This window comes from Pseudomonas sp. G11-1 (genome assembly GCF_024031555.1).
Taxonomy (GTDB): domain Bacteria; phylum Pseudomonadota; class Gammaproteobacteria; order Pseudomonadales; family Pseudomonadaceae; genus Halopseudomonas; species Halopseudomonas bauzanensis.
Map to the genome: position 1 here is coordinate 252,028 of NZ_QEYQ01000004.1, position 18,460 is coordinate 270,487.

The 18,460-nt window shown below is 62.9% G+C and carries 16 protein-coding genes; 3 read left to right on the forward strand and 13 right to left on the reverse strand.

Going from position 1 to position 18,460, the window contains the following annotated elements:
- Positions 1–102 precede the first annotated feature (102 nt).
- Positions 103–1,101 (forward strand): SDR family oxidoreductase, encoded by a 999-nt coding sequence (locus tag DHB74_RS13590; protein WP_499161728.1) that lies wholly within the window; start codon positions 103–105, stop codon positions 1,099–1,101.
- A 25-nt stretch (positions 1,102–1,126) separates the two neighbouring features.
- A complete protein-coding gene (locus tag DHB74_RS13595; RefSeq protein WP_499161729.1) occupies positions 1,127–2,932 on the forward strand; it encodes a glycoside hydrolase family 15 protein in 1,806 nt (601 codons plus the stop codon).
- Here the strand turns inward: DHB74_RS13595 and DHB74_RS13600 are convergent.
- From DHB74_RS13600 to DHB74_RS13625, 6 genes are all read right to left on the reverse strand, one after another.
- A complete protein-coding gene (locus DHB74_RS13600) occupies positions 2,929–4,281 on the reverse strand; it encodes an erythromycin esterase family protein (RefSeq protein WP_499161730.1) in 1,353 nt (450 codons plus the stop codon). The two genes, DHB74_RS13595 and DHB74_RS13600, sit on opposite strands and share 4 nt — an antisense overlap.
- The gene (locus tag DHB74_RS13605) at positions 4,268–4,933 is read right to left on the reverse strand and encodes a phosphoribosyltransferase (RefSeq protein ID WP_036992915.1); all 666 of its coding nucleotides are present in this window, start codon (positions 4,931–4,933) and stop codon (positions 4,268–4,270) included. The genes DHB74_RS13600 and DHB74_RS13605 overlap by 14 nt, the downstream gene beginning before the upstream one ends.
- Positions 4,934–5,004: 71 nt before the next feature.
- Positions 5,005–5,766, reverse strand: a complete 762-nt coding sequence (locus DHB74_RS13610) for an ABC transporter permease (protein WP_036992917.1) — start codon at positions 5,764–5,766, stop codon at positions 5,005–5,007.
- Positions 5,763–6,716, reverse strand: a complete 954-nt coding sequence (locus tag DHB74_RS13615; protein ID WP_499161731.1) for an ABC transporter ATP-binding protein — start codon at positions 6,714–6,716, stop codon at positions 5,763–5,765. Before DHB74_RS13615 ends, DHB74_RS13610 begins: the two co-directional genes overlap by 4 nt.
- Positions 6,716–7,651: a glutathione S-transferase family protein gene (locus DHB74_RS13620; protein WP_499161732.1), complete on the reverse strand. Its 936-nt coding sequence runs from the start codon at positions 7,649–7,651 to the stop codon at positions 6,716–6,718. Before DHB74_RS13620 ends, DHB74_RS13615 begins: the two co-directional genes overlap by 1 nt.
- Before the next feature lie 90 nt (positions 7,652–7,741).
- A complete protein-coding gene (locus DHB74_RS13625; protein WP_051611400.1) occupies positions 7,742–8,053 on the reverse strand; it encodes a GIY-YIG nuclease family protein in 312 nt (103 codons plus the stop codon).
- A gap of 29 nt (positions 8,054–8,082) precedes the next feature.
- On the opposite strand from DHB74_RS13625, the gene DHB74_RS13630 reads away from it, so the two are divergent.
- A complete protein-coding gene (locus DHB74_RS13630; RefSeq protein ID WP_036992920.1) occupies positions 8,083–8,565 on the forward strand; it encodes an asparaginase domain-containing protein in 483 nt (160 codons plus the stop codon).
- Between the two features lie 188 nt (positions 8,566–8,753).
- On the opposite strand, the gene tldD is transcribed toward DHB74_RS13630, so the two are convergent.
- From tldD to mreC, 7 genes are read right to left on the reverse strand one after another with little or no spacing between them, the layout of a single operon-like run.
- Positions 8,754–10,199: a metalloprotease TldD gene (gene tldD, locus DHB74_RS13635; RefSeq protein ID WP_036992921.1), complete on the reverse strand. Its 1,446-nt coding sequence runs from the start codon at positions 10,197–10,199 to the stop codon at positions 8,754–8,756.
- 4 nt (positions 10,200–10,203) lie between these two features.
- A complete protein-coding gene (locus tag DHB74_RS13640) occupies positions 10,204–11,052 on the reverse strand; it encodes a carbon-nitrogen hydrolase family protein (protein WP_499161733.1) in 849 nt (282 codons plus the stop codon).
- A gap of 1 nt (position 11,053) precedes the next feature.
- Positions 11,054–14,905, reverse strand: coding sequence for a YhdP family protein (locus DHB74_RS13645; RefSeq protein WP_499161734.1), 3,852 nt, complete (start codon positions 14,903–14,905; stop codon positions 11,054–11,056).
- A 29-nt stretch (positions 14,906–14,934) separates the two neighbouring features.
- The gene (gene rng, locus DHB74_RS13650) at positions 14,935–16,392 is read right to left on the reverse strand and encodes a ribonuclease G (RefSeq protein WP_036992924.1); all 1,458 of its coding nucleotides are present in this window, start codon (positions 16,390–16,392) and stop codon (positions 14,935–14,937) included.
- A gap of 54 nt (positions 16,393–16,446) precedes the next feature.
- Entirely contained in the window at positions 16,447–17,043 is a 597-nt protein-coding gene (locus DHB74_RS13655; RefSeq protein WP_136870146.1) for a Maf family protein, read from the reverse strand.
- Positions 17,033–17,506, reverse strand: a complete 474-nt coding sequence (gene mreD, locus DHB74_RS13660) for a rod shape-determining protein MreD (RefSeq protein WP_036992925.1) — start codon at positions 17,504–17,506, stop codon at positions 17,033–17,035. The genes DHB74_RS13655 and mreD overlap by 11 nt, the downstream gene beginning before the upstream one ends.
- Positions 17,496–18,410: a rod shape-determining protein MreC gene (mreC, locus tag DHB74_RS13665; RefSeq protein ID WP_235818301.1), complete on the reverse strand. Its 915-nt coding sequence runs from the start codon at positions 18,408–18,410 to the stop codon at positions 17,496–17,498. Before mreC ends, mreD begins: the two co-directional genes overlap by 11 nt.
- Positions 18,411–18,460: the final 50 nt, after the last annotated feature.

An 18,460-nucleotide genomic window follows, 5' to 3' on the forward strand; every position in this document is an offset into this window, starting at 1 on the left:
GTCGGATTTCCCCCTCAACAGCTTCTCTCTTTAACTTGAACACCGCAGGCGCTGGCAGGGTCATTTGCTCTATACAAATGCCATTTTCAGGAGCAGCCTGTGATGCTTCATTCGCGCAAAGTTATTGTGATTTCCGGTGCCTCTGCCGGCGTCGGTAGAGCTACCGCCATCGAATTTGCCCGTAGCGGCGCCACCGTGGCCCTGCTGGCACGCGGTGCTGCCGGCCTGGCGGGCGCCAAGGCGGAAGTGGAAGCCCTGGGCGCAACCGCTTGGGTCAAAACGGTGGATGTGGCCGATGCGCAGCAGGTGGATGACGCCGCCGCGCAGATCGAAGCCGAATTGGGCCCGATCGATATCTGGGTCAATAACGCCATGGTCACCGTGCTGTCACCGGTCAGCAAGATGCAGGCCGAGGAGTATCGCCGGGTCACCGAAGTGACCTATCTGGGCACGGTACATGGCACCTGCGCGGCGCTGCGCCATATGCGCCCGCGCAACCGGGGCATGATCGTGCAGGTCGGCTCCGCCTTGGCCTATCGGGCCATTCCGCTGCAGTCGGCCTATTGCGCAGCCAAGTTTGCCTGTCGCGGTTTCACCGATTCGCTGCGGGTCGAGCTTGAGCATGAACGCAGCTCCATCCATGTCACCACCGTGCATCTGGCGGCCTTCAACACCCCCCAGTTTGACTGGGCCCGCACCCGCCTGGACAAGAAACCCCAGCCGATGCCACCAATCTTCCAGCCGGAAGTCGCAGCGCGAGGCATCGTCTGGGCGGCCGGGCAACGGCGGCGCGAGGTATGTGTGGGCTTTCCCGCTGTGAAGGCGATCTGGGGTAACAAGTTCTTTCCGCTCATTGCCGATCAGATGCTCAAGGACGATGGCTATCAGGGCCAGAAGGACGATGTGCCGCTGCCGCCCGGGCGCCCTGACAATCTGTTCGAGCCAGTGGATCGCGACATGGGCAGTCATGGCCGCTTTGACGCCGATGCCCGTAACCACAGCCGTCAACTCTGGCTGACCATGCACCGGGGAGCGGTGGCCACCGCCATGCTGCTGCCCCTGCTGCCGTTGGCTATGCTGTTGCTACGCAAGAAACGTTGAAGCCCATCACCGGGAATTTGCCCATATGACCCAGCCTATCAAGGATTATGCGCTGCTCGGCAATCTGCGCTGCTCGGCGCTGGTCGGGCGCAACGGCAGCATCGACTGGTTCTGCCCGCCGCGTTTCGACTCACCCGCCTGTTTCACCCGGCTGCTCGGCAACGAGGAGCACGGCTTCTGGCAGCTGGCTCCGCAACCACCGGCACAGAAAATCCAGCGTCATTATGAATCCGACACCCTGGTGCTCTGCACCGAGTTCGACTGTGGCGATGCCGGTCGGGTGCGTATCACCGATTTCATGCCGCTGAACAGTGAAGCGCTGATTGTACGCCGGGTCGAAGGACTCGAAGGCAGCGTGCAGATGGACATGCAACTGGTCCCGCGCTTCGGCTATGGCGCACGCGCGGCGCGCTGCGAAGAAGGCGCCCAAGGCGTCAGCCTGTGGGATACCGACGGCCAGCGTTTGCTGCTCACAAGCCAATCACCGCTACGTATCGGCGCGGATAACGTCAGCGCCAGCTTCGCTCTGGGCGCCGGCGAGATGCATGAATTCACCCTCTATCATCTGCTACCCGAGCAGCAGCCTGGCGTGGATGCCGACCCGCAGCAACTGCTCGATGATTGCCTACAGTGGTGGCGCGACTGGGTCCGCCAGTGCTCCTATCATGGCCGCTGGCGTGAGGCGGTAATCCGCTCGCTGATCACTCTCAAGGCGCTGACCCATGAGCCCAGCGGCAGCATGGTGGCGGCGCCCACCACCTCGCTGCCAGAAGCACCGGGGCATGGTGCCAACTGGGATTACCGGTTCTGCTGGATCCGTGATGCGGTATGGGCGCTCGACATCCTCATCGACTCCAATTATCTGACCGAGGTTCATGCCTGGATCAATTGGCTGCAGCGGGTTATCGAGCGCAACGACGGTGATATGCGCGTGCTCTACAGCGTCGATGGCCAATCGGCGAATGGCGAGCATGAAATGGACTGGCTGCCAGGCCATCTGGATTCGCAGCCGGTCCGGGTCGGCAATGGCGCCTACGATCAGCACCAGTTGGATGTGTATGGTCAATTGGTCGACCTGTTGCATATCGCCCGGCGCAGCGGCGCCTACCTGAGCCAGCAGGACTGGCAGGATCAACGTCGGTTGCTGGAGAAAGTTATCGACTGCTGGCAACAACCGGATGAAGGCATCTGGGAATTGCGCGATCAACGCCGCCACTATGTTCATTCCAAGGTCTACGCCTGGGTGGCGCTGGATCGCAGTATCCGTGATGCGGAGGAATATGGGCTGGAGGCTCCGCTGGAGGAGTGGCGTGCGGTGCGCGACGAGATCCATGCGGATATCTGCCGCAAGGGCATCAATGCGCAGCGCGGCGCATTTCAGCAGAGCTATGAGCGTGCCTGCCCGGACGCCAGCCTGTTGATGATTCCCTTGCTGGGCTTCCTGCCAATCGATGATCCACGGGTACAGGCCACCATTGCCTGGATCGAGCAGGACCTGTTACGCGACGGCGTGGTGCATCGCTTCCCGCCGCAGGACAGTTTCAGTGGGGACGAAGGCGCCTTTCTCGCCTGCTCCTTCTGGTTTGCCGACACCCTGGTCATGAGTGGCCGGGACGGCGATGCCGAGAACATGTTCGCCCATCTGCTGGCCCTGCGTAACGATGTTGGCCTATTGGCCGAACAATATGACCCGCGCTATGGCCTGATCGGCAATTTCCCCCAGGCCCTGTCCCATCTGGCCTTGGTCAAGAGTGCCTATTTGCTCCAGGCCTGCGAGCAGGTTCACCACGGTGGCGAACCTGAACGCCACTCCTACAAACCGGTGATCTAAAGGCCGCTGGGCCAGGTTTCGGCAACGTCTTCACCGGGAACCGGCTCGCTGACCAGCGACTGCAGGGCGTGAGTCCGGTCGTAATGCAGCATGAAGTCGAACTGCTCGGCCAGCCGCGCGTAATAGTAATGACTGTGACGCTCCGTCTGCGGCCGATAGATCACGCCAATCGCCCTCTGCAACCTCGCTTCAGCCAACTGCGACGTCAGCGGACTCGCGCCACGCAGATCAAGCAGAAAACGTTCCCGCGCCACCGCCTGGAACAGCGCCTCATAGCTGCCGGGTAGCGGCTGGCGGACCTGTTTGCGCTCCGCCGGACCATCCCAGTCCGATGCCGCCGTCACTTCCCCGGTGGCGGTGGAAAAACCTATCAGCAGCACATCTTCGCCATACTTTTCCCGCGCCAGCTGGCCGATATTGAGCTCGCCCCGGGCGCCCATCTCGGTAGCAGCGGCATTACCGACGTGGGAATTATGCGCCCAGACCACTACCTTCGCCGGCTCACCCAGCTGATGCCCCAGGTGGCCGCACAACGCCTCCAGGGTTTCGAACATATGGCTGTCGCGCACGTTCCAGGAATTCGGCCGACCGCGGAACATTGCCCGATAATATTCCTCGGCGTTACTCACCAGGCGGGCGTTCTGTTCCGCGCAGAAGCGCTGCTCATCAGACACCAGCCCCAAGCCCTCCAACCGGCGGAACGCCCGGGTCTGCATTTCCTGCAGCTGTTCGGTAATCGCCTGTTCGCAGGACGCACTGAGGCCGAACTCGACCGACTGGCCATAGAGATGCGGCTCGTCGAGATATTGGTCCAGGCAGGCATACCGCTCCCGCGCCCGCACCGCCGCGGGTGGATCATGCTTGTCCAGATAGGTTATGACCGCCTGCGCTGAACTGCTCATGCTGTACAGGTCCAGCCCATAGAAACCAACCGGGCGCAGCCCCGCCTCCGCCCGGGAGGGCATTGCATTGAACCCCGCCAGCCAGCGCACGAAATCCAGCACCTCGGTGTTGGCCCACATCCAGGTCGGAAAGCGTTCGAAGGTGCGCATGACTGCTTCAGCGGGCAGGCCCGGATCCAGATTCCAGACGTGGCGGTTGATTGCGTAAGCATCAGGCCAGTCGGCCTCCACCGCCACACCGGCAAAACCCAGCTCCGTCACCAGCCGGCGGGTGATCTGCGCACGTGTGTGATAGAACTCGCGGGTGCCATGGGTCGCCTCGCCAATCATGACCAGCGATTTGCCCCGCGCCGCCTCGATGATCGCATCGAAATCCCCCGGCTGGCCGGTCAGTGGCACGGCTGCTTTTTCCATGGTCCGCACCAGAATGGAATCAGCTTCGGTCATGATCACCTCCCGGGCGATGCTGGCTGAGCAAACGGGTGACAACCTCATCGGACACCTGACTGAAGTCCTCATACCACAGGCCGACGCCTCGGAGCGGTTCGATCAGGTGAGGGCAGATCAGCGCATCGACCAGCGCTTCGAGGCGGTGTCCGGTTTCGGCGGCGGCCACTGGTACGGCGACCACCACCGCCGCGGCGCCCATGTCACGCGCCGCGCTGATGGCCGCCAGCATGGTGGCGCCAGTGGCCAGACCGTCGTCGACCAGGATGGCGGTGCGCCCGGACAGGTTGGGCATGGCCGCCGCGCCCCGGTAGGCCTGGCCGCGACGCTGCAGCTCGGATTCTTCCCGGCGCCGGATCGCCGCGACCTGCTCGTCAGTGATGCCCAGTGAATGGATCAGCGCATGATCCAGATAGCAACTGCCGCCCTCGGCGATCGCCCCCATGGCGTACTCTTCATGCCCAGGCACGCCGAGCTTGCGCACCAGCAGGATATCCAGCGGCAATCGCAGTGCAGCGGCCATCTCCGCCGCCACCGGCACGCCGCCACGCGGCAGCGCCAGCAGCACCGTATCCGCACGGCCCGCGTATTCACTGAGTGACTGGGCCAGCGCCTGGCCGGCCTGCTTGCGATCAGCGAAAATCATCGTCATCCGCCTGTCATTGCCCTTTCTACAGGGACCGACCCGGACTCAGACTGTTCAACCCTTTTGCTGGCAGCGACTCAGGGCTTGAGCTTGTAGCCAGTGCGGAAAATCCACCACACCAGCGTCAGGCAGATCGCCAGGAAGACAAAGGTCATGGCCAGGCTGGTCGCAATATGCACATCGGCCTGCCCATAGAAACTCCAGCGAAAACCACTGATCAGGTAAACCACCGGATTGAATAGCGTGATGGTCTGCCACACCGGCGGCAGCATGCTGATCGAATAGAAACTGCCGCCGAGAAAGGCCAGCGGCGTGACAATCATCAGCGGGATGATCTGCAGCTTCTCGAAGCCATCGGCCCAGACCCCGATGATGAAGCCGAACAGGCTGAAGGTAACGGCCGTCAGGATCAGGAAAGACATCATCCACACCGGATGGGCGATTTCGTAGGTCACGAACAAGCGCGCGGTAATCAGGATCAGCAGCCCCAGCAGCACCGACTTGGTCGCTGCCGCGCCCACATAGCCCACCACGATTTCAATCGGCGAGACCGGTGCAGACAGCACCTCGTAGAGGGTGCCGGTGAACTTGGGCATGTAGATACCGAAGGAGGCATTGGAAATGCTCTCGTTGAGCAGCATCAGCATGATCAGCCCGGGGATGATGAAGGCGCCATAGCTGACCCCGTCGATCTCCTCCATCCGCGCGCCGATCGCCGCGCCAAACACGATGAAGTACAGCGAGGTGGATATCACTGGTGAGGCAATGCTCTGGAACAGGGTGCGCCACATGCGCGACAGCTCGGAATAGTAGATCGCCCACATGCCATACAGGTTCATGCCCTACTCCGCTGTTGATTGCTGTCATGCACCAGCCCGACGAAGATCTCCTCCAGGGAGCTATGGCTGGAATTCACATCCTTGAACTCGACACCCTCACGCGCCAGCGACCGCAGCAGGTCGCCCACGCCGGTCTGCTCGCACTGGGCATCGAAGGTGTAGACCAGCGTCGAGCCGTTATCGGTCAGCTCCACCGTCTTGCCCGCTACCGCAGCCGGCAGCGAGGTCAGCGGCTGTTGCAGCTGGATGATCAATTGACGCTTGCCCAACTGGCGCATCAATACTGCCTTGTCCTCCACGAGCAACAGCTCACCGCGGTTGATGACGCCGATGCGATCGGCCATTTCCTCGGCCTCTTCGATGTAATGGGTGGTGAGGATGATAGTCACGCCCTTGTCCCGCAGCGTCCGCACCATGGCCCACATGTCCCGGCGCAATTCCACATCAACCCCGGCGGTGGGCTCATCCAGAAACAGGATCTGCGGCTCATGGGCCAGAGCCTTGGCAATCAGCACCCGGCGCTTCATGCCGCCGGACAGCGCCATCATCTTCTCGTTACGCTTGTCCCACAGCGACAGGTCGCGCAGCAGCGACTCCAGATAGGCGCGGTTCGGCGGCTTGCCGAACAACCCACGGCTGAGCGTCACCGTCGCCCAGACGGTATCGAACAGGTTATTGGTCAGTTCCTGGGGCACCAGCCCGATCAGGCTACGGGCCCGGCGGTAGTCGCGGGTAATGTCGTAGCCATCCACCGTGACCTTGCCGGAGCTCGGGTTGACGATGCCGCAGATGATACTGATCAGCGTGGTCTTGCCCGCCCCGTTGGGCCCGAGCAGGGCCAGAATCTCGCCTCGCCGGATCTGCAAATCAACCGACTTCAGGGCCTGAAAACCCGACTGATAGACTTTGCCCAGCCCGCTGACGGCGATGACGGTTTCACTGGTTGACATCAGGCTGCATCAACCCGGTAGCCGATGCGCGGAAAATGCACATGGACCAGCCCGGCGCGCTCATCTTCACGGGCAATGACGACTTCTTCCGACGCCTCATGCACCAGGCTGCCAGCCACCGGATCACAGCCGTAATCCACCGGGATGATCGTCACCGACTGGCCCAGCGTCAAGCCCTTGGTACTGACAAAGCCGTGCTCGGGCAACTCTTCCGGCGTAGCGTCATGGGCGATGCGGATAGCCTCCGCGGCGTCCATCTTCGCCGATGCGCCCTGGCCGAGATCGGCAATGCGCGCCATCCAGGCGCGGATCATCGGATAATCATCCAGCAGGACAGAAACCACGGCATTGGCCGCCATGAACCACAGCGGGTGATACCAGGCCAGGTCGGCGATGCTCGGCTCATCCCCAAGCAGAAACTCGCCGTCACGCTCCAACTGGGTTTCCAGGCGACGCATCAGTACCGGCCACTGGGCCAGGGCTTCCTCCGCCGACGGCCGGCTGACCTTGCCTTTCTCGAACATCGCCTGACGGTCGCGCACAAACCCCTTCATGACCTCTTCCGGCAACTCGGCAAAGCGCGCCGCCACCGCCTCGGGCTGAAAGTTGATCGCGATGGAGTGGTGAAACAGCACCTGATCGCCGTACTGCGCCAGCGCCGCGGCAATCGCCTCACGGCCTTCGGGAAACAGTGCCGGCACTGCCTTTTCCCGCTCCAGGCGGCGGGCAATCAACGCCGTGTCACAATAGATATCCGCTCCTACCTGCAACACCGGAGTGCGCCGATAACCACCGGTCAGGGCGGTCAGATCGGGCTTGGGCATGACCGGCGGAACCAGCACCGAATGCCACGACAGCCCCTTCAAACCGAGCATCAGGCGGGCTTTTTCAGCGAAAGGTGACTGGGGATAGTGGTGCAGAATCAGTTCGCTCATGACAATCTCCGATCAAATGATGAAGGTCAGCTTAGCCTGTGCCAACGGGCCCTGCATCGTCAATCAAAGATCATTGACGATGCAGGTCATTCAGCCTTCGTGCTCCGGCTGCTGGCAGATCAAACGCTCCTTGGCCGACTTGCGCAGCGCCTTCACCGCCAACTCGCGGCGCAGCGCAGCGGAACGATCCGCGCAACGCTCGCGCCACACCAGCGCGCTGGCCGGGCTACGATTGAAGAAGCGCGCGCCGCGCTTGCCACTGACATGTTCCCGGAACCGCCGCTCGGGATCAGTACTGATGCCGGTATACAGATGGCCATTCTCGGCACGCACCATGTATACCCACCAGAGCGTCTCGGTAACGGCAATGGTGGGGCTGTGTTCGGCGATATCAGACGGCATACTGGCGACAATCATCCTGGGAGAAAGTCATGTTCATACAGATCTTCAGCACCGGCGGTACCCTCGACAAGTTGTATTTCGACGCGCTCAGTGAATATCAGATCGGTGAACCCATGGCCGGCGAACTGTTGCAGCAGGCCCGGGTCGGGTTCGATTATGCCATCGAGTCGCTGGTAAAAAAGGACAGTCTCGAACTGGACGATGCCGACCGCGCACTGATCCACGCCAAAGTCGCCACCTGCCCCCATGACCATATCCTCATCACCCATGGCACCGACACCATGACGGTCACCGCTGCGGCATTGGCCAATATCGACGACAAGGTGATCGTACTGACCGGCGCCATGCAACCGGCACGCTTTCGCGATTCGGATGCCCTGTTCAATCTGGGCCTGGCCGTCGGCGCGCTGAATGTATGCCAGCCAGGTGTGTATATCGCGATGAGCGGAAAGGTATTCCCAGCAGATGGAGTGCGCAAGAATCGGCTGGCGGGACGATTTGAAGGGGTTTAAAAACTCACCGGAAACACAAAACTCTCCGGCGGCGCAGCCCGACAGGGTTGCGCCGACCGTCGGTCGCCAGGGATGGCGACCGCGAGCCTACAGGGACGTATCTACGGCGTGTCGGCGCGGCCCTGTCGGGCTGCGCAGCCTTGCACGAATCGCCGCTGCATCCCCTGCCAGCATGCTGAAAGAGGCCGTTAAGCCCCGGTGCCACCCACCGTGATCTGATCAATTTTCAGCGTTGGCTGACCCACTCCCACCGGCACCGACTGCCCATCCTTACCGCAGGTGCCCACGCCGCTATCCAACTCCAGATCGTGGCCGACCATGGAAACGCGGTTCATCACTTCCGGGCCGTTGCCGATCAGGGTGGCACCTTTTACCGGGGCGGTGATCTTGCCGTCCTCGATGAGATAGGCCTCGCTGGTGGAGAACACGAACTTGCCGCTGGTGATATCCACCTGTCCGCCGCCGAGATTGGCGCAATAAATGCCCTTCTTCACCGAACGGATGATCTCTTCCGGATCGCTCTCGCCGGCCAGCATGTAGGTATTGGTCATGCGCGGCATCGGCAGATGGGCGTAGGACTCGCGACGGCCGTTGCCAGTCGGCGCCACACCCATCAACCGGGCGTTCAGCTTGTCCTGGATGTAGCCCTTGAGAATGCCGTTCTCGATCAGGGTGGTGCAGTTGGTGCGGTTGCCTTCGTCATCCACACTCAGCGAACCGCGACGGCCCGGCAGGGTGCCGTCATCAACGATGGTGCACAGGCTGGAAGCGACCTTCTCGCCCACCCGGCCACTGTAGGCCGAGCTGCCCTTGCGGTTGAAATCACCTTCCAGGCCATGGCCGACCGCCTCGTGCAACAGCACGCCCGACCAGCCCGGCCCCATCACCACCGGCATGCTGCCGGCCGGAGCGGCAATGGCGTCGAGGTTGACAGTAGCCTGGCGCACCGCCTCGCGGGCGTAGGCCATGGCCCGTTCCTCGGCCTCGAAGAAGCGGTAATCGGTGCGCCCACCGCCGCCAAAGCTACCGCGCTCACGGCGGCCGTTGTGCTCGATGATGACGCTGATGTTCAGGCGTACCAGCGGCCGGATATCGCCAGCCCAGGTGCCATCGCTGGCGGCGACCAGCACGGTGTCATGCACACCGCCGAGACTGACCGAGACCTGAGTGATGCGCGGATCGAGACTGCGGGTGTAGGCGTCCAGCCGCTGCAGCAGCGCTACCTTGTCGGCCTGGGGCATGACATCCAATGGATTGTCCGCCGCATACAGGGCGGTGTTGTCACTGCGCTGCCAGGCCTGCACCGCACCGCTCTGCCCACTGCGGGCAATCGAGCGCGCCGCGCCGGCAGCCTGGCTCAGGGCAGCCAGGCGCAGATCGTTGCTGTAGGCAAAACCGGTTTTCTCACCGGCCTGGGCGCGCACGCCCACGCCCTGATCGACATTGAAGCTGCCGTCCTTGACGATACCGTCTTCCAGCACCCAGGACTCGCTGATCTGGTGCTGGAAATACAGGTCCGCAGCGTCCACCCCGGGGGCGGATACCAATTGCCCCAACACGCTGGCAAGGCTGTCGGGGCTCAGTTCGGAGGGCAGCAGCAGGCGACTTTCGACCTGGCTCAGCACATTACTCATATAGTCAGAACTCCGTTGAGGCCGGGACGATGGCGTCGACCGGCTCGAAGCGGCTATGCCCGGCTACCGGCATGCGTCCGCGAATGGTATTGAGGTGCTGCAAATCGATCGTACCGGTCACCACACCTTCGCCTTGCGGCAAGCAGGCGGTGATCTCACCCCAGGGATCGATCAGACAACTGTGGCCGAACGTCTCGCGGCCGTTGGCATGGGTGCCGCCCTGGTTGGCGGCAAGGATGTAGCACTGCGTCTCGATCGCCCGGGCACGCAGCAGTACTTCCCAGTGCGCCGCCCCGGTCACCGCAGTGAAGGCCGAAGGCACCACGATCAATTCGGCACCGGCACGCCGCAACGCGGCGTACAGTTCAGCAAAGCGCACATCGTAACAGATGCTCAGACCGAGCCGCCCCACCGGCGTATCGATACAGACAAAGCGGTCGCCGTAAGCGTAATCCTTCGACTCGCGGTAGCTGCGCTGACTGTCTGCCACCTCCACATCGAACAGGTGCAGTTTGTCGTAGCGCACCACTTCATTGCCCTGTTCGTCCAGTACCAGGCAGCAGGCCATGGCCTTGCCACCGGGTTCGGCGGGCAGCGGGATACTGCCGGCCACCAGCCAGATGCCGTGCTGGCGTGCCTGCTCGGCGAGAAACGGACGGATCGGCCCGGTGCCGGCGTACTCGGCAGCGGCGATATCCGCGAGGGCGCGGTTACCGAAGGCAGCGAAGCACTCCGGCAACAACACCAGTTGCGCGCCCTGCTGAGCGGCCTCGGCAATCAAACGGGCAGCGGCATCCAGGTTGGCCTGGATATCCGCGCCACTGATCATCTGTATGGCGGCTACCTGCGGCATTTCAATCCTCCAATGCGGCCTTGTCGTCGAATGCCCGGTCGAATTCGACCAGCGGCTGGGTCCAGTCACCGCTGATGCGGTATTTGACCGAGGCAAAACGCGCCACGCGGTCTCCCAGGATGCGGTCCACCAGAAACAGGACGCCACCGATGTGCGGTGCGCCGGCGATGATCGCTGCCAGCGGCAGATTGTTGGTCACCGGCAGGGTCACCAGCAGGCCCATGTCGATCCGGTCCGCCGGCAGGTCCACCGTGCCATCGAGTTGCAACTTGGCGCTGGGGCCATCCATCACCAGGGGGGACATGGTGTGCATCAGGCCGTTGGTCAGGGCGACTTCACCAGTGAAGGTATCATAGGCCGTGCCCTTGCCGAACAGATCGGAGAAATCCAGCCGCAGCCGTCGCGCCAGCGCGTTGAAGTTGAGCAGACCGAAGACCCGCAGCGCGTCGGCAGAGCTTTCTCCGCTCTGCAACATGCCATCTTCGGCCTGCACGGCCAGCGAGCCCGTGCCGCGCTTGAGCGCGAACCAGGCGGGTGAACCGGGCCATTCCAGCCCCGCGCTGGCGGAGAATCGCTTGCTGGTCAATGTGGGAGCGTAACGCCAGGCGCTCAGCACCTTGCCGATATCACCCGCCGCCAGGCTGCCATCGAACCGGGTGCGCTGCGCATTCCAGTGCATGTTGCCGTTGAGCTGCAAGCCACCCCGCAGGGCCACATCGATATCGCGGATTGCCAACGCCGAGGCGTCTGGGCGCAACTTGAAGTAGGTGGCGCCAACCAGGTCTTCACCCCAGTACAGCTGATCAATGGCAATATCCATCGCCGGCAGGTTGGCCGGATTGATATCCTTGAGCGGATCTTCGCTGACCAGCGGTTCGATGAAACCATCGGTTTGCGCTGGCAGATCATTAGCCTTGGGGAAGCCCAGGCGCTGCAGCTTCACGGCGATCACGCCATCCTTCGCCGTGGGCAGAGTAATGCTGCCTTGCAGATCAGGATGACTGGTGTTCAGCTCCCAGCCCCCTTGCAACGGCCTGGCAACCACAGCGAGGTCGCTCAACTCCAGCCCGAACCCGGTGAAGCGCCCGGTTTCTACATGCACACCGCTCAACCACTGCATGGGCCCCTGATCCTGCTGCTCAAGCGCTTCGGCTAACCCCTCCTGCGGCAACACCCCGGAATTGAACCAGTTCTGCCACTGGCTCCAGTCGAATTCGTCGAACCGGGCACTGACCGAGACGCCCTGCCTCGCTGTCAGGCGAGCCGTGCCCTGGCGGTAGCGGATGTCACCTGATAGCGCACCATCGCGATCAACCAACAGACCGTGCAGGTCGTCACCGAGCCGCCATTGCCAGCGCAGCGCTGGCCCCATGTCCAGCTGCAGCTCACTCGGCAGGCTGGTATCGGCAGCCTTGGCCAGGGGGCCTGGCAGGTTGAGTTGTACGCCCTTGAGGTCACTGCGCACCAGCAGGCGGCGCAGATCGTCGCCCAGCAACAGCTCGGCGTTCCAGCCGAAGCTGCCTTCGGCCAATTGCTCCGGCAACGCCGCCAGCAGTGGCCAATCGTGCAGATTCGCTACCTTATGACGGCCTTGCAGGCGCAGGCGCTGATCGGCACCGCGCAGATCGAGACGACCGGTGACCGGCTGGCCCAGAAACCGCGCATTGACCGCCTCACTGAGCAGCCCTTTGCCGTGCTCATAGCTGAAATTACCAACCAGTTCATTCAGCGGCGCCTGCAGTTGTGGAATATTCAATTGCTGCGCCCGGGCCTGCATCCGCAACAGGACGGCGGGTTGCCGGCCAGCTCCCAGCGGAATACCCAACTGCAAGTCACCCTGCACCTCCCCCGCCCCGCTCCAGCCCTGCAATGGATCACCTGTGAGTCTGGCCAATGGGGTTTGCTGCATCAACTGCAAACCGTCCTGCAATGGCCCGGCAAAGTCGCCGCCGATCAGCAATTGCAGGTTCTGCTCCGCGTCACGCCCGAGAGTCACCTCGATATCGTCAAGCTGGGTCTGCAGCAGTTGCCCTTGCGCCTGATCGACGGTCAGGTCGGTGTTATGCAGATGCAGCGAGCCATTGACCTGCTCCAAGGTTGGCCACCCGTCCTGGAACAGCAGGCGGCCCTGCTCCAGCCGGCCGAACAGGCTGATTTGCCGCTCGTCACTGGTCGCCGCCTTGAGCAGCGACCCTTCGTAGGCAAAGATCGCCAGCGGCACCGTGCCAGCGAGCTGCGAGGCGGCAAGCCATTCGGCCAGTGCCGGGCTCATCGCCGAGGACAGGGTAGGCAGATAGCGGCTGTGGTATTCGGCACGGCTGTCACGCAGGGCCACACGCAGGTTCATGGTCGGTATGCCACCAGGCCGCGGCAGATGCAGCTCCAGGGTGGCGGCACCAGCGCCTTCAACCCCCGTTACCGCCGCGCCTGGCACCGCCAGTTTCAGCCCTTCTTCATTCGACCAATTCCAGTTCAGTGCGCCGACCAGGCTGTCGTATTCCCAGCGCTCGGGAAACAGCCGCGGCAGATGCATGCTCCAGTCGCGGCTGTCGACCCGCAGTTCGCCAGCGGACGGCGTGCCGGCAACCACGCCGCTGATACCGGCAAATGCCGGCACGCCTTCCCAGGCCTGCACACCGACGTTCTCCAGCCGCGCCAGCACCGACCAGTCGAGGAAATCGGACCAGTCACTGCCGCTCAGCGATACATCCCGCAAGGTACCTTCCGGCGCCAGGGTGTCGAGGATCTCGGCGCTCTGCTCGTCCGGCAACACACCGCCCAGCCACCGGCCAAGCAGATCCAGCGGCAACTGATCGATACGGGCCTGCCAGTGCCCATCCGCTGGCTGACGTTGCAGTTGCGCCCGCGTGGCAGGCCAGCTCTGTTCGTCCAGGCGCAGACGCAGATCGTCGATATTCAGCCGCTGCAGCTCATCGGATAGCTGCAGCTCGAAGCCCATGCTCAGATCCTGCACCGACGGCGCCGGCCGCAGCAGATCCAACTCGAGCGCCGGAGCCTGCAGCAACCCACGGAGCTGCTGCATGCGATTGTCCTGCCAGCGCCCCCACAGCTCGCCGCCGGCCACCAGCCGCTCGATGCGGGCCGCGCGCAATACCTCGGCTGGTAGCCAATCGCTCCAGTCACTGGCCGGTAACGCGGCGAAGAAATCCAGCTCGGCCCGCCGCCAGTCCCGGTCCGGCATACGGCCGTTGAGTTGCAGCCGGACTTGCTGCTCATCCGGCAACCGCACCTGAGCATCCAGGCGGTGGCGGGCACCCTCATTCACCAGCGTCAGATCACCGTCGGTGAACACCCAGTCGGGTTGCGCCCAGGGGCTGATGCGGATACGGGTATCCAGCAGGGTAATGCGGCGCTGATCGAATAGTTGCTCCAGCGCGCGGTCGAGGCCGTCTCCGGTCGTCTCATTCTGCCCCAACCCTTCAAGTCGCCAATGGCTGTCGGCATCTTCGATAACCTCCAGCGACAGACCTTCGAGCTGCAACGCGTCCATCACCGGTTGGCGGTGCCACAGGCTGGCGAACACATCGACCCGGGCGGTGACATGCTGCAGATCGAACAGTACCGGGCTGGCGGGGTCGGCCGCTTCGTGAACCCGCAGCCCACGCAAGGTGAAGACTGGATGTGCGCCCTGCATTTCCCCGCGCAGATCCTGGAGCTCTATGGCGCGCCCGGTCTGTTGCTCGACCCACTCGACCAGTTCAACCTGATAATCCGCCACCGCTGGCACGAACTGACGGCCGAGGCTGATGTAAGCCGCGGACAGCAGCAGCCAGCCCACCAGCAGCAGGATCAGCCCGTCGAGAAAACGCCGCAACCAGCGCTGCCAGCTCATGGAAAGTCAGTCACTCCGGTCAGGGTGGATCAGGTCAGCACCACGTCGTATTGTTCCTGGGTATACATGGTTTCCACCTGGAACTTGATCGGCCGCTGGATGAACAGTTCCAGATCAGCCACATTGCCCGACTCCTCATCGAGCAGCCGGTCGATCACCGCCTGGGATGCCAGCACCATATAGCCGCCGGCCTGATAGGCCCGGGCTTCGCGCATGATCTCGCGGAATATCTCGTAGCAGACGCTTTCCGCAGTGCGCTGGATGCCGCGCCCCGAGCAGCATGGACAGGGCTCGCAGAGAATCTGCTCCAGGCTTTCGCGGGTGCGCTTGCGGGTCATCTGCACCAGCCCCAGCTCGGTGATGCCGATGATGTTGGTCTTGGCGTGATCACGCTCCAGCTGACGCTCCAGCGTGCGCAGTACCTGTCGGCGGTGTTCCTCATCCTCCATGTCGATGAAGTCGATGATGATGATGCCACCCAGGTTGCGCAGCCGTAGCTGCCGGGCAATCGAGGTCGCCGCCTCCAGGTTGGTCTTGAAGATGGTCTCTTCCAGATTGCGATGACCGACGAAGGCACCGGTATTCACGTCAATGGTGGTCATCGCCTCGGTCTGGTCGATCACCAGATAGCCGCCAGACTTGAGCAAGACCTTACGATCCAGCGCCTTCTGGATCTCATCTTCAATCCCGTACAGATCGAAGATCGGGCGCTCACCGGGATAATGCTCCAGCAGGTCTTCCACTCCCGGCATCAGCTCATGGACGAACTGCTCCACCTTCTGGAAGGTTTCCCGCGAGTCGATGCGAATTTTCTCCAACCGCGGGTTGGCCAGATCACGCAGGGTGCGCAGCGCCAGCGGCAGATCCTCATACAGCACCGAGGGTGCCGGAGCGGTATTCATCTGCTGCTGAATCTGCTGCCACAGGCGGCGCACATAACGGATATCGATGAGGATATCTTCTTCGCGGGCGGCTTCAGCGGCGGTACGCAAGATGAAACCGCCGCGCTCTTCACCCCCCTCCTGCTCAACGGAGCGAGTGACGATGTCACGCAGCCGATCGCGCTCAGCTTCTTCATCGATCTTCAGGGAGATGCCGACATGGGGGGTACGCGGCATGTATACCAAGTAGCGCGAGGGTACCGACAGATGGGTGGTCAGCCGTGCACCCTTGGTGCCGATGGGGTCCTTGGTAACCTGCACCACCAGCGCCTTGCCATCGTGCACCAGCGCGCTGATCGGCTCGACCGCAGCGCCTTCACGTTCGGAGATTTCCGACGCATGAATGAAGGCTGCCCGCTCCAGGCCGATGTCCACGAAGGCCGCCTGCATGCCCGGCAACACCCGCACCACCTTGCCCTTATAGATATTGCCGACGATGCCGCGACGCTGGGTCCGCTCGATGTGGACTTCCTGGAGGACGCCGTTTTCCACCAGCGCGACCCGGGTCTCCATTGGCGTGATATTGATCAGGATTTCTTCGCTCATGGAGCCCTCTTCCTCTGTGTCAGACAGTCAGGATACCGGCCCGCCCGCGCTCTGTCAGCGCAACTGCCAACAGGGGATGGAAAATTCTCCGAGAAGCTCTGCGGTTTCGGCCAGGGGCAGGCCGACCACGGCGCTGTAGCTGCCCTCGATATGCTCGATGAAAATAGCGCCCAGCCCCTGGATACCGTAGCCGCCCGCCTTGTCCGCCGGCTCGCCGGTCTGCCAGTAGGCCAGCATCTGCGCGTCGCTCAACGGCCGGAAGCGAACCAGGGTGGTAACCAACTGCAGTCGCAACTCCTCGCCACGTGCCACCGCCACGGCAGTCATCACCTGATGCTCCCGGGCGGATAGCGCCCGCAGCATGGCCAGGGCATGTTCCTGGTCAGTCGGCTTGCCGAGGATCCGCCCATTGAGTACCACGGCGGTATCCGCCGCCAGCACCACCGCCCCGGCCGGCGCCACCGCTACGCCGGCGCGCACCTTGTCCCGGGTCACCCGTTGTACATAGTCTGCCGCCGCTTCCCCGGGCAACACCTGCTCATCCACCGCGCATATCACCCGCTGCACCGGCACGCCAATCTGCTCCAGCAACTCCCGGCGGCGCGGCGATGCCGAAGCCAGATGGACTGGCAAGGTGGACTCAGAGCACATGGAAACGCCGCCTTACGCCCCGCAGCACGGAAAATACCCAGGGCCAGAGCACCGCACTGATCACTGCCGGGAGCAGATACAACAACGTTGGGGGCCGATTACCGACCAGACTGCTCAACCACAGCGCTACCATCTGCGCGATACCCAGCACCGGCAGCATTACCAGACTCTGCTGCCACAACGGAAAACGCCGGATACGCTGGTACAGCAGCAGCATCAACCAGGCTACCAAGACCATTACCAGGGCGTTCTGACCGAACAGTTCTCCGGCCAGCACATCGATCGCCAACCCGGCCACCCAGGCAGTCAGCAGGCCGACCCGATGCGGCAGCGCCATCACCCAATAGGCCACGACCATGGCCAGCCACATGGGCCGAGCGGTATCGAAGGGCGCCGGCATGGGTACCACGCTGAGGATCAGCGCAGCGAGGAAGGTCAGTCCCACGATCAGGCTACTGCGCATCGTTCTGCTCCTCTGCGGCCGGCGCCGCTGGCGGGGTCTCGCTCGGCGGCGGCGCGTCGGTCGGGGCCACGTCGTCACCAGCGTCCGCTTCCACCGCCTCGCTATCGAGGCTCAATGCCGGCAGAACATCGCCGTAACCACTTTCCGCGCTGAATACCAGCAGCAGATAGCGACTGCGGTTGAGCTGCGCAGTAGGTTCGACCCGCACCTCGGCAAAGGGTTGCGATGAGTCGCGGTCCACCGCCGCTACCCGACCGACCGGGTAGCCAGCGGGAAAACGCTGCCCCAGACCGGAACTGACCACAATGTCATTCACGCGGATATCAGCGGTATCGCCTACATGGCGCAGCTCCAGCCAATCGCTGCTGCCGGTACCGCTGGCAATGGCGCGCAGGCCGTTCCGGTTGATCTGCACCGGCAGGCTGTGGGATGAATCGGTGATCAACAGCACCCGGGCGCTGAACGGCAACACTTCTACCACCTGGCCCATCAGGCCGGTCGCATCCAGCACCGGCTGGCCGAGAAACACGCCGTCGCGCTCGCCCTTGTCGATCAGAATGCGCTGGGTGAACGCGTTGGGGTCGACGCCGATCAGCTCGGCAACCAGTACCCGTTCATCCACCAGTTCGGAGGAGTTGAGCAGTTCACGTAGACGCACGTTCTGCTCGGTCAGCGCCGCCAGCTTCTGCAGTTTGCGTTTGGTCAGCAACGCTTCGGCGCGCAGGCTTTCGTTCTCCGCGATCAGATCGGCACGGCTGGTCAACTGCAGATAGATGGTATCCCAGGCGCGCACCGGCAGCTCGGCCACGTAATACAGCGGCATGAGCGCCATACCCAGTTGCGAGCGCAGGGGTTTCAATGCGGAAAAACGGGCGTCGACCACCATCAGCGCAATCGACAGCACCGTGAGCGCCAGGAAGCGGACCCCAAGTGACGGGCCCTTGATGAAAAGCG

Bases quoted from the DNA above. Each gene is read 5' to 3' on its own strand.
- DHB74_RS13590 (WP_499161728.1), top strand. From the start codon at position 103: ATGCTTCATTCGCGCAAAGTTATTGTGATTTCCGGTGCCTCTGCCGGC.
- DHB74_RS13595 (WP_499161729.1), top strand. From the start codon at position 1,127: ATGACCCAGCCTATCAAGGATTATGCGCTGCTCGGCAATCTGCGCTGC.
- DHB74_RS13600 (WP_499161730.1), bottom strand. From the start codon at position 4,281: ATGACCGAAGCTGATTCCATTCTGGTGCGGACCATGGAAAAAGCAGCC.
- DHB74_RS13605 (WP_036992915.1), bottom strand. From the start codon at position 4,933: ATGACGATGATTTTCGCTGATCGCAAGCAGGCCGGCCAGGCGCTGGCC.
- DHB74_RS13610 (WP_036992917.1), bottom strand. From the start codon at position 5,766: ATGAACCTGTATGGCATGTGGGCGATCTACTATTCCGAGCTGTCGCGC.
- DHB74_RS13615 (WP_499161731.1), bottom strand. From the start codon at position 6,716: ATGTCAACCAGTGAAACCGTCATCGCCGTCAGCGGGCTGGGCAAAGTC.
- DHB74_RS13620 (WP_499161732.1), bottom strand. From the start codon at position 7,651: ATGAGCGAACTGATTCTGCACCACTATCCCCAGTCACCTTTCGCTGAA.
- DHB74_RS13625 (WP_051611400.1), bottom strand. From the start codon at position 8,053: ATGCCGTCTGATATCGCCGAACACAGCCCCACCATTGCCGTTACCGAG.
- DHB74_RS13630 (WP_036992920.1), top strand. From the start codon at position 8,083: ATGTTCATACAGATCTTCAGCACCGGCGGTACCCTCGACAAGTTGTAT.
- tldD (WP_036992921.1), bottom strand. From the start codon at position 10,199: ATGAGTAATGTGCTGAGCCAGGTCGAAAGTCGCCTGCTGCTGCCCTCC.
- DHB74_RS13640 (WP_499161733.1), bottom strand. From the start codon at position 11,052: ATGCCGCAGGTAGCCGCCATACAGATGATCAGTGGCGCGGATATCCAG.
- DHB74_RS13645 (WP_499161734.1), bottom strand. From the start codon at position 14,905: ATGAGCTGGCAGCGCTGGTTGCGGCGTTTTCTCGACGGGCTGATCCTG.
- rng (WP_036992924.1), bottom strand. From the start codon at position 16,392: ATGAGCGAAGAAATCCTGATCAATATCACGCCAATGGAGACCCGGGTC.
- DHB74_RS13655 (WP_136870146.1), bottom strand. From the start codon at position 17,043: ATGTGCTCTGAGTCCACCTTGCCAGTCCATCTGGCTTCGGCATCGCCG.
- mreD (WP_036992925.1), bottom strand. From the start codon at position 17,506: ATGCGCAGTAGCCTGATCGTGGGACTGACCTTCCTCGCTGCGCTGATC.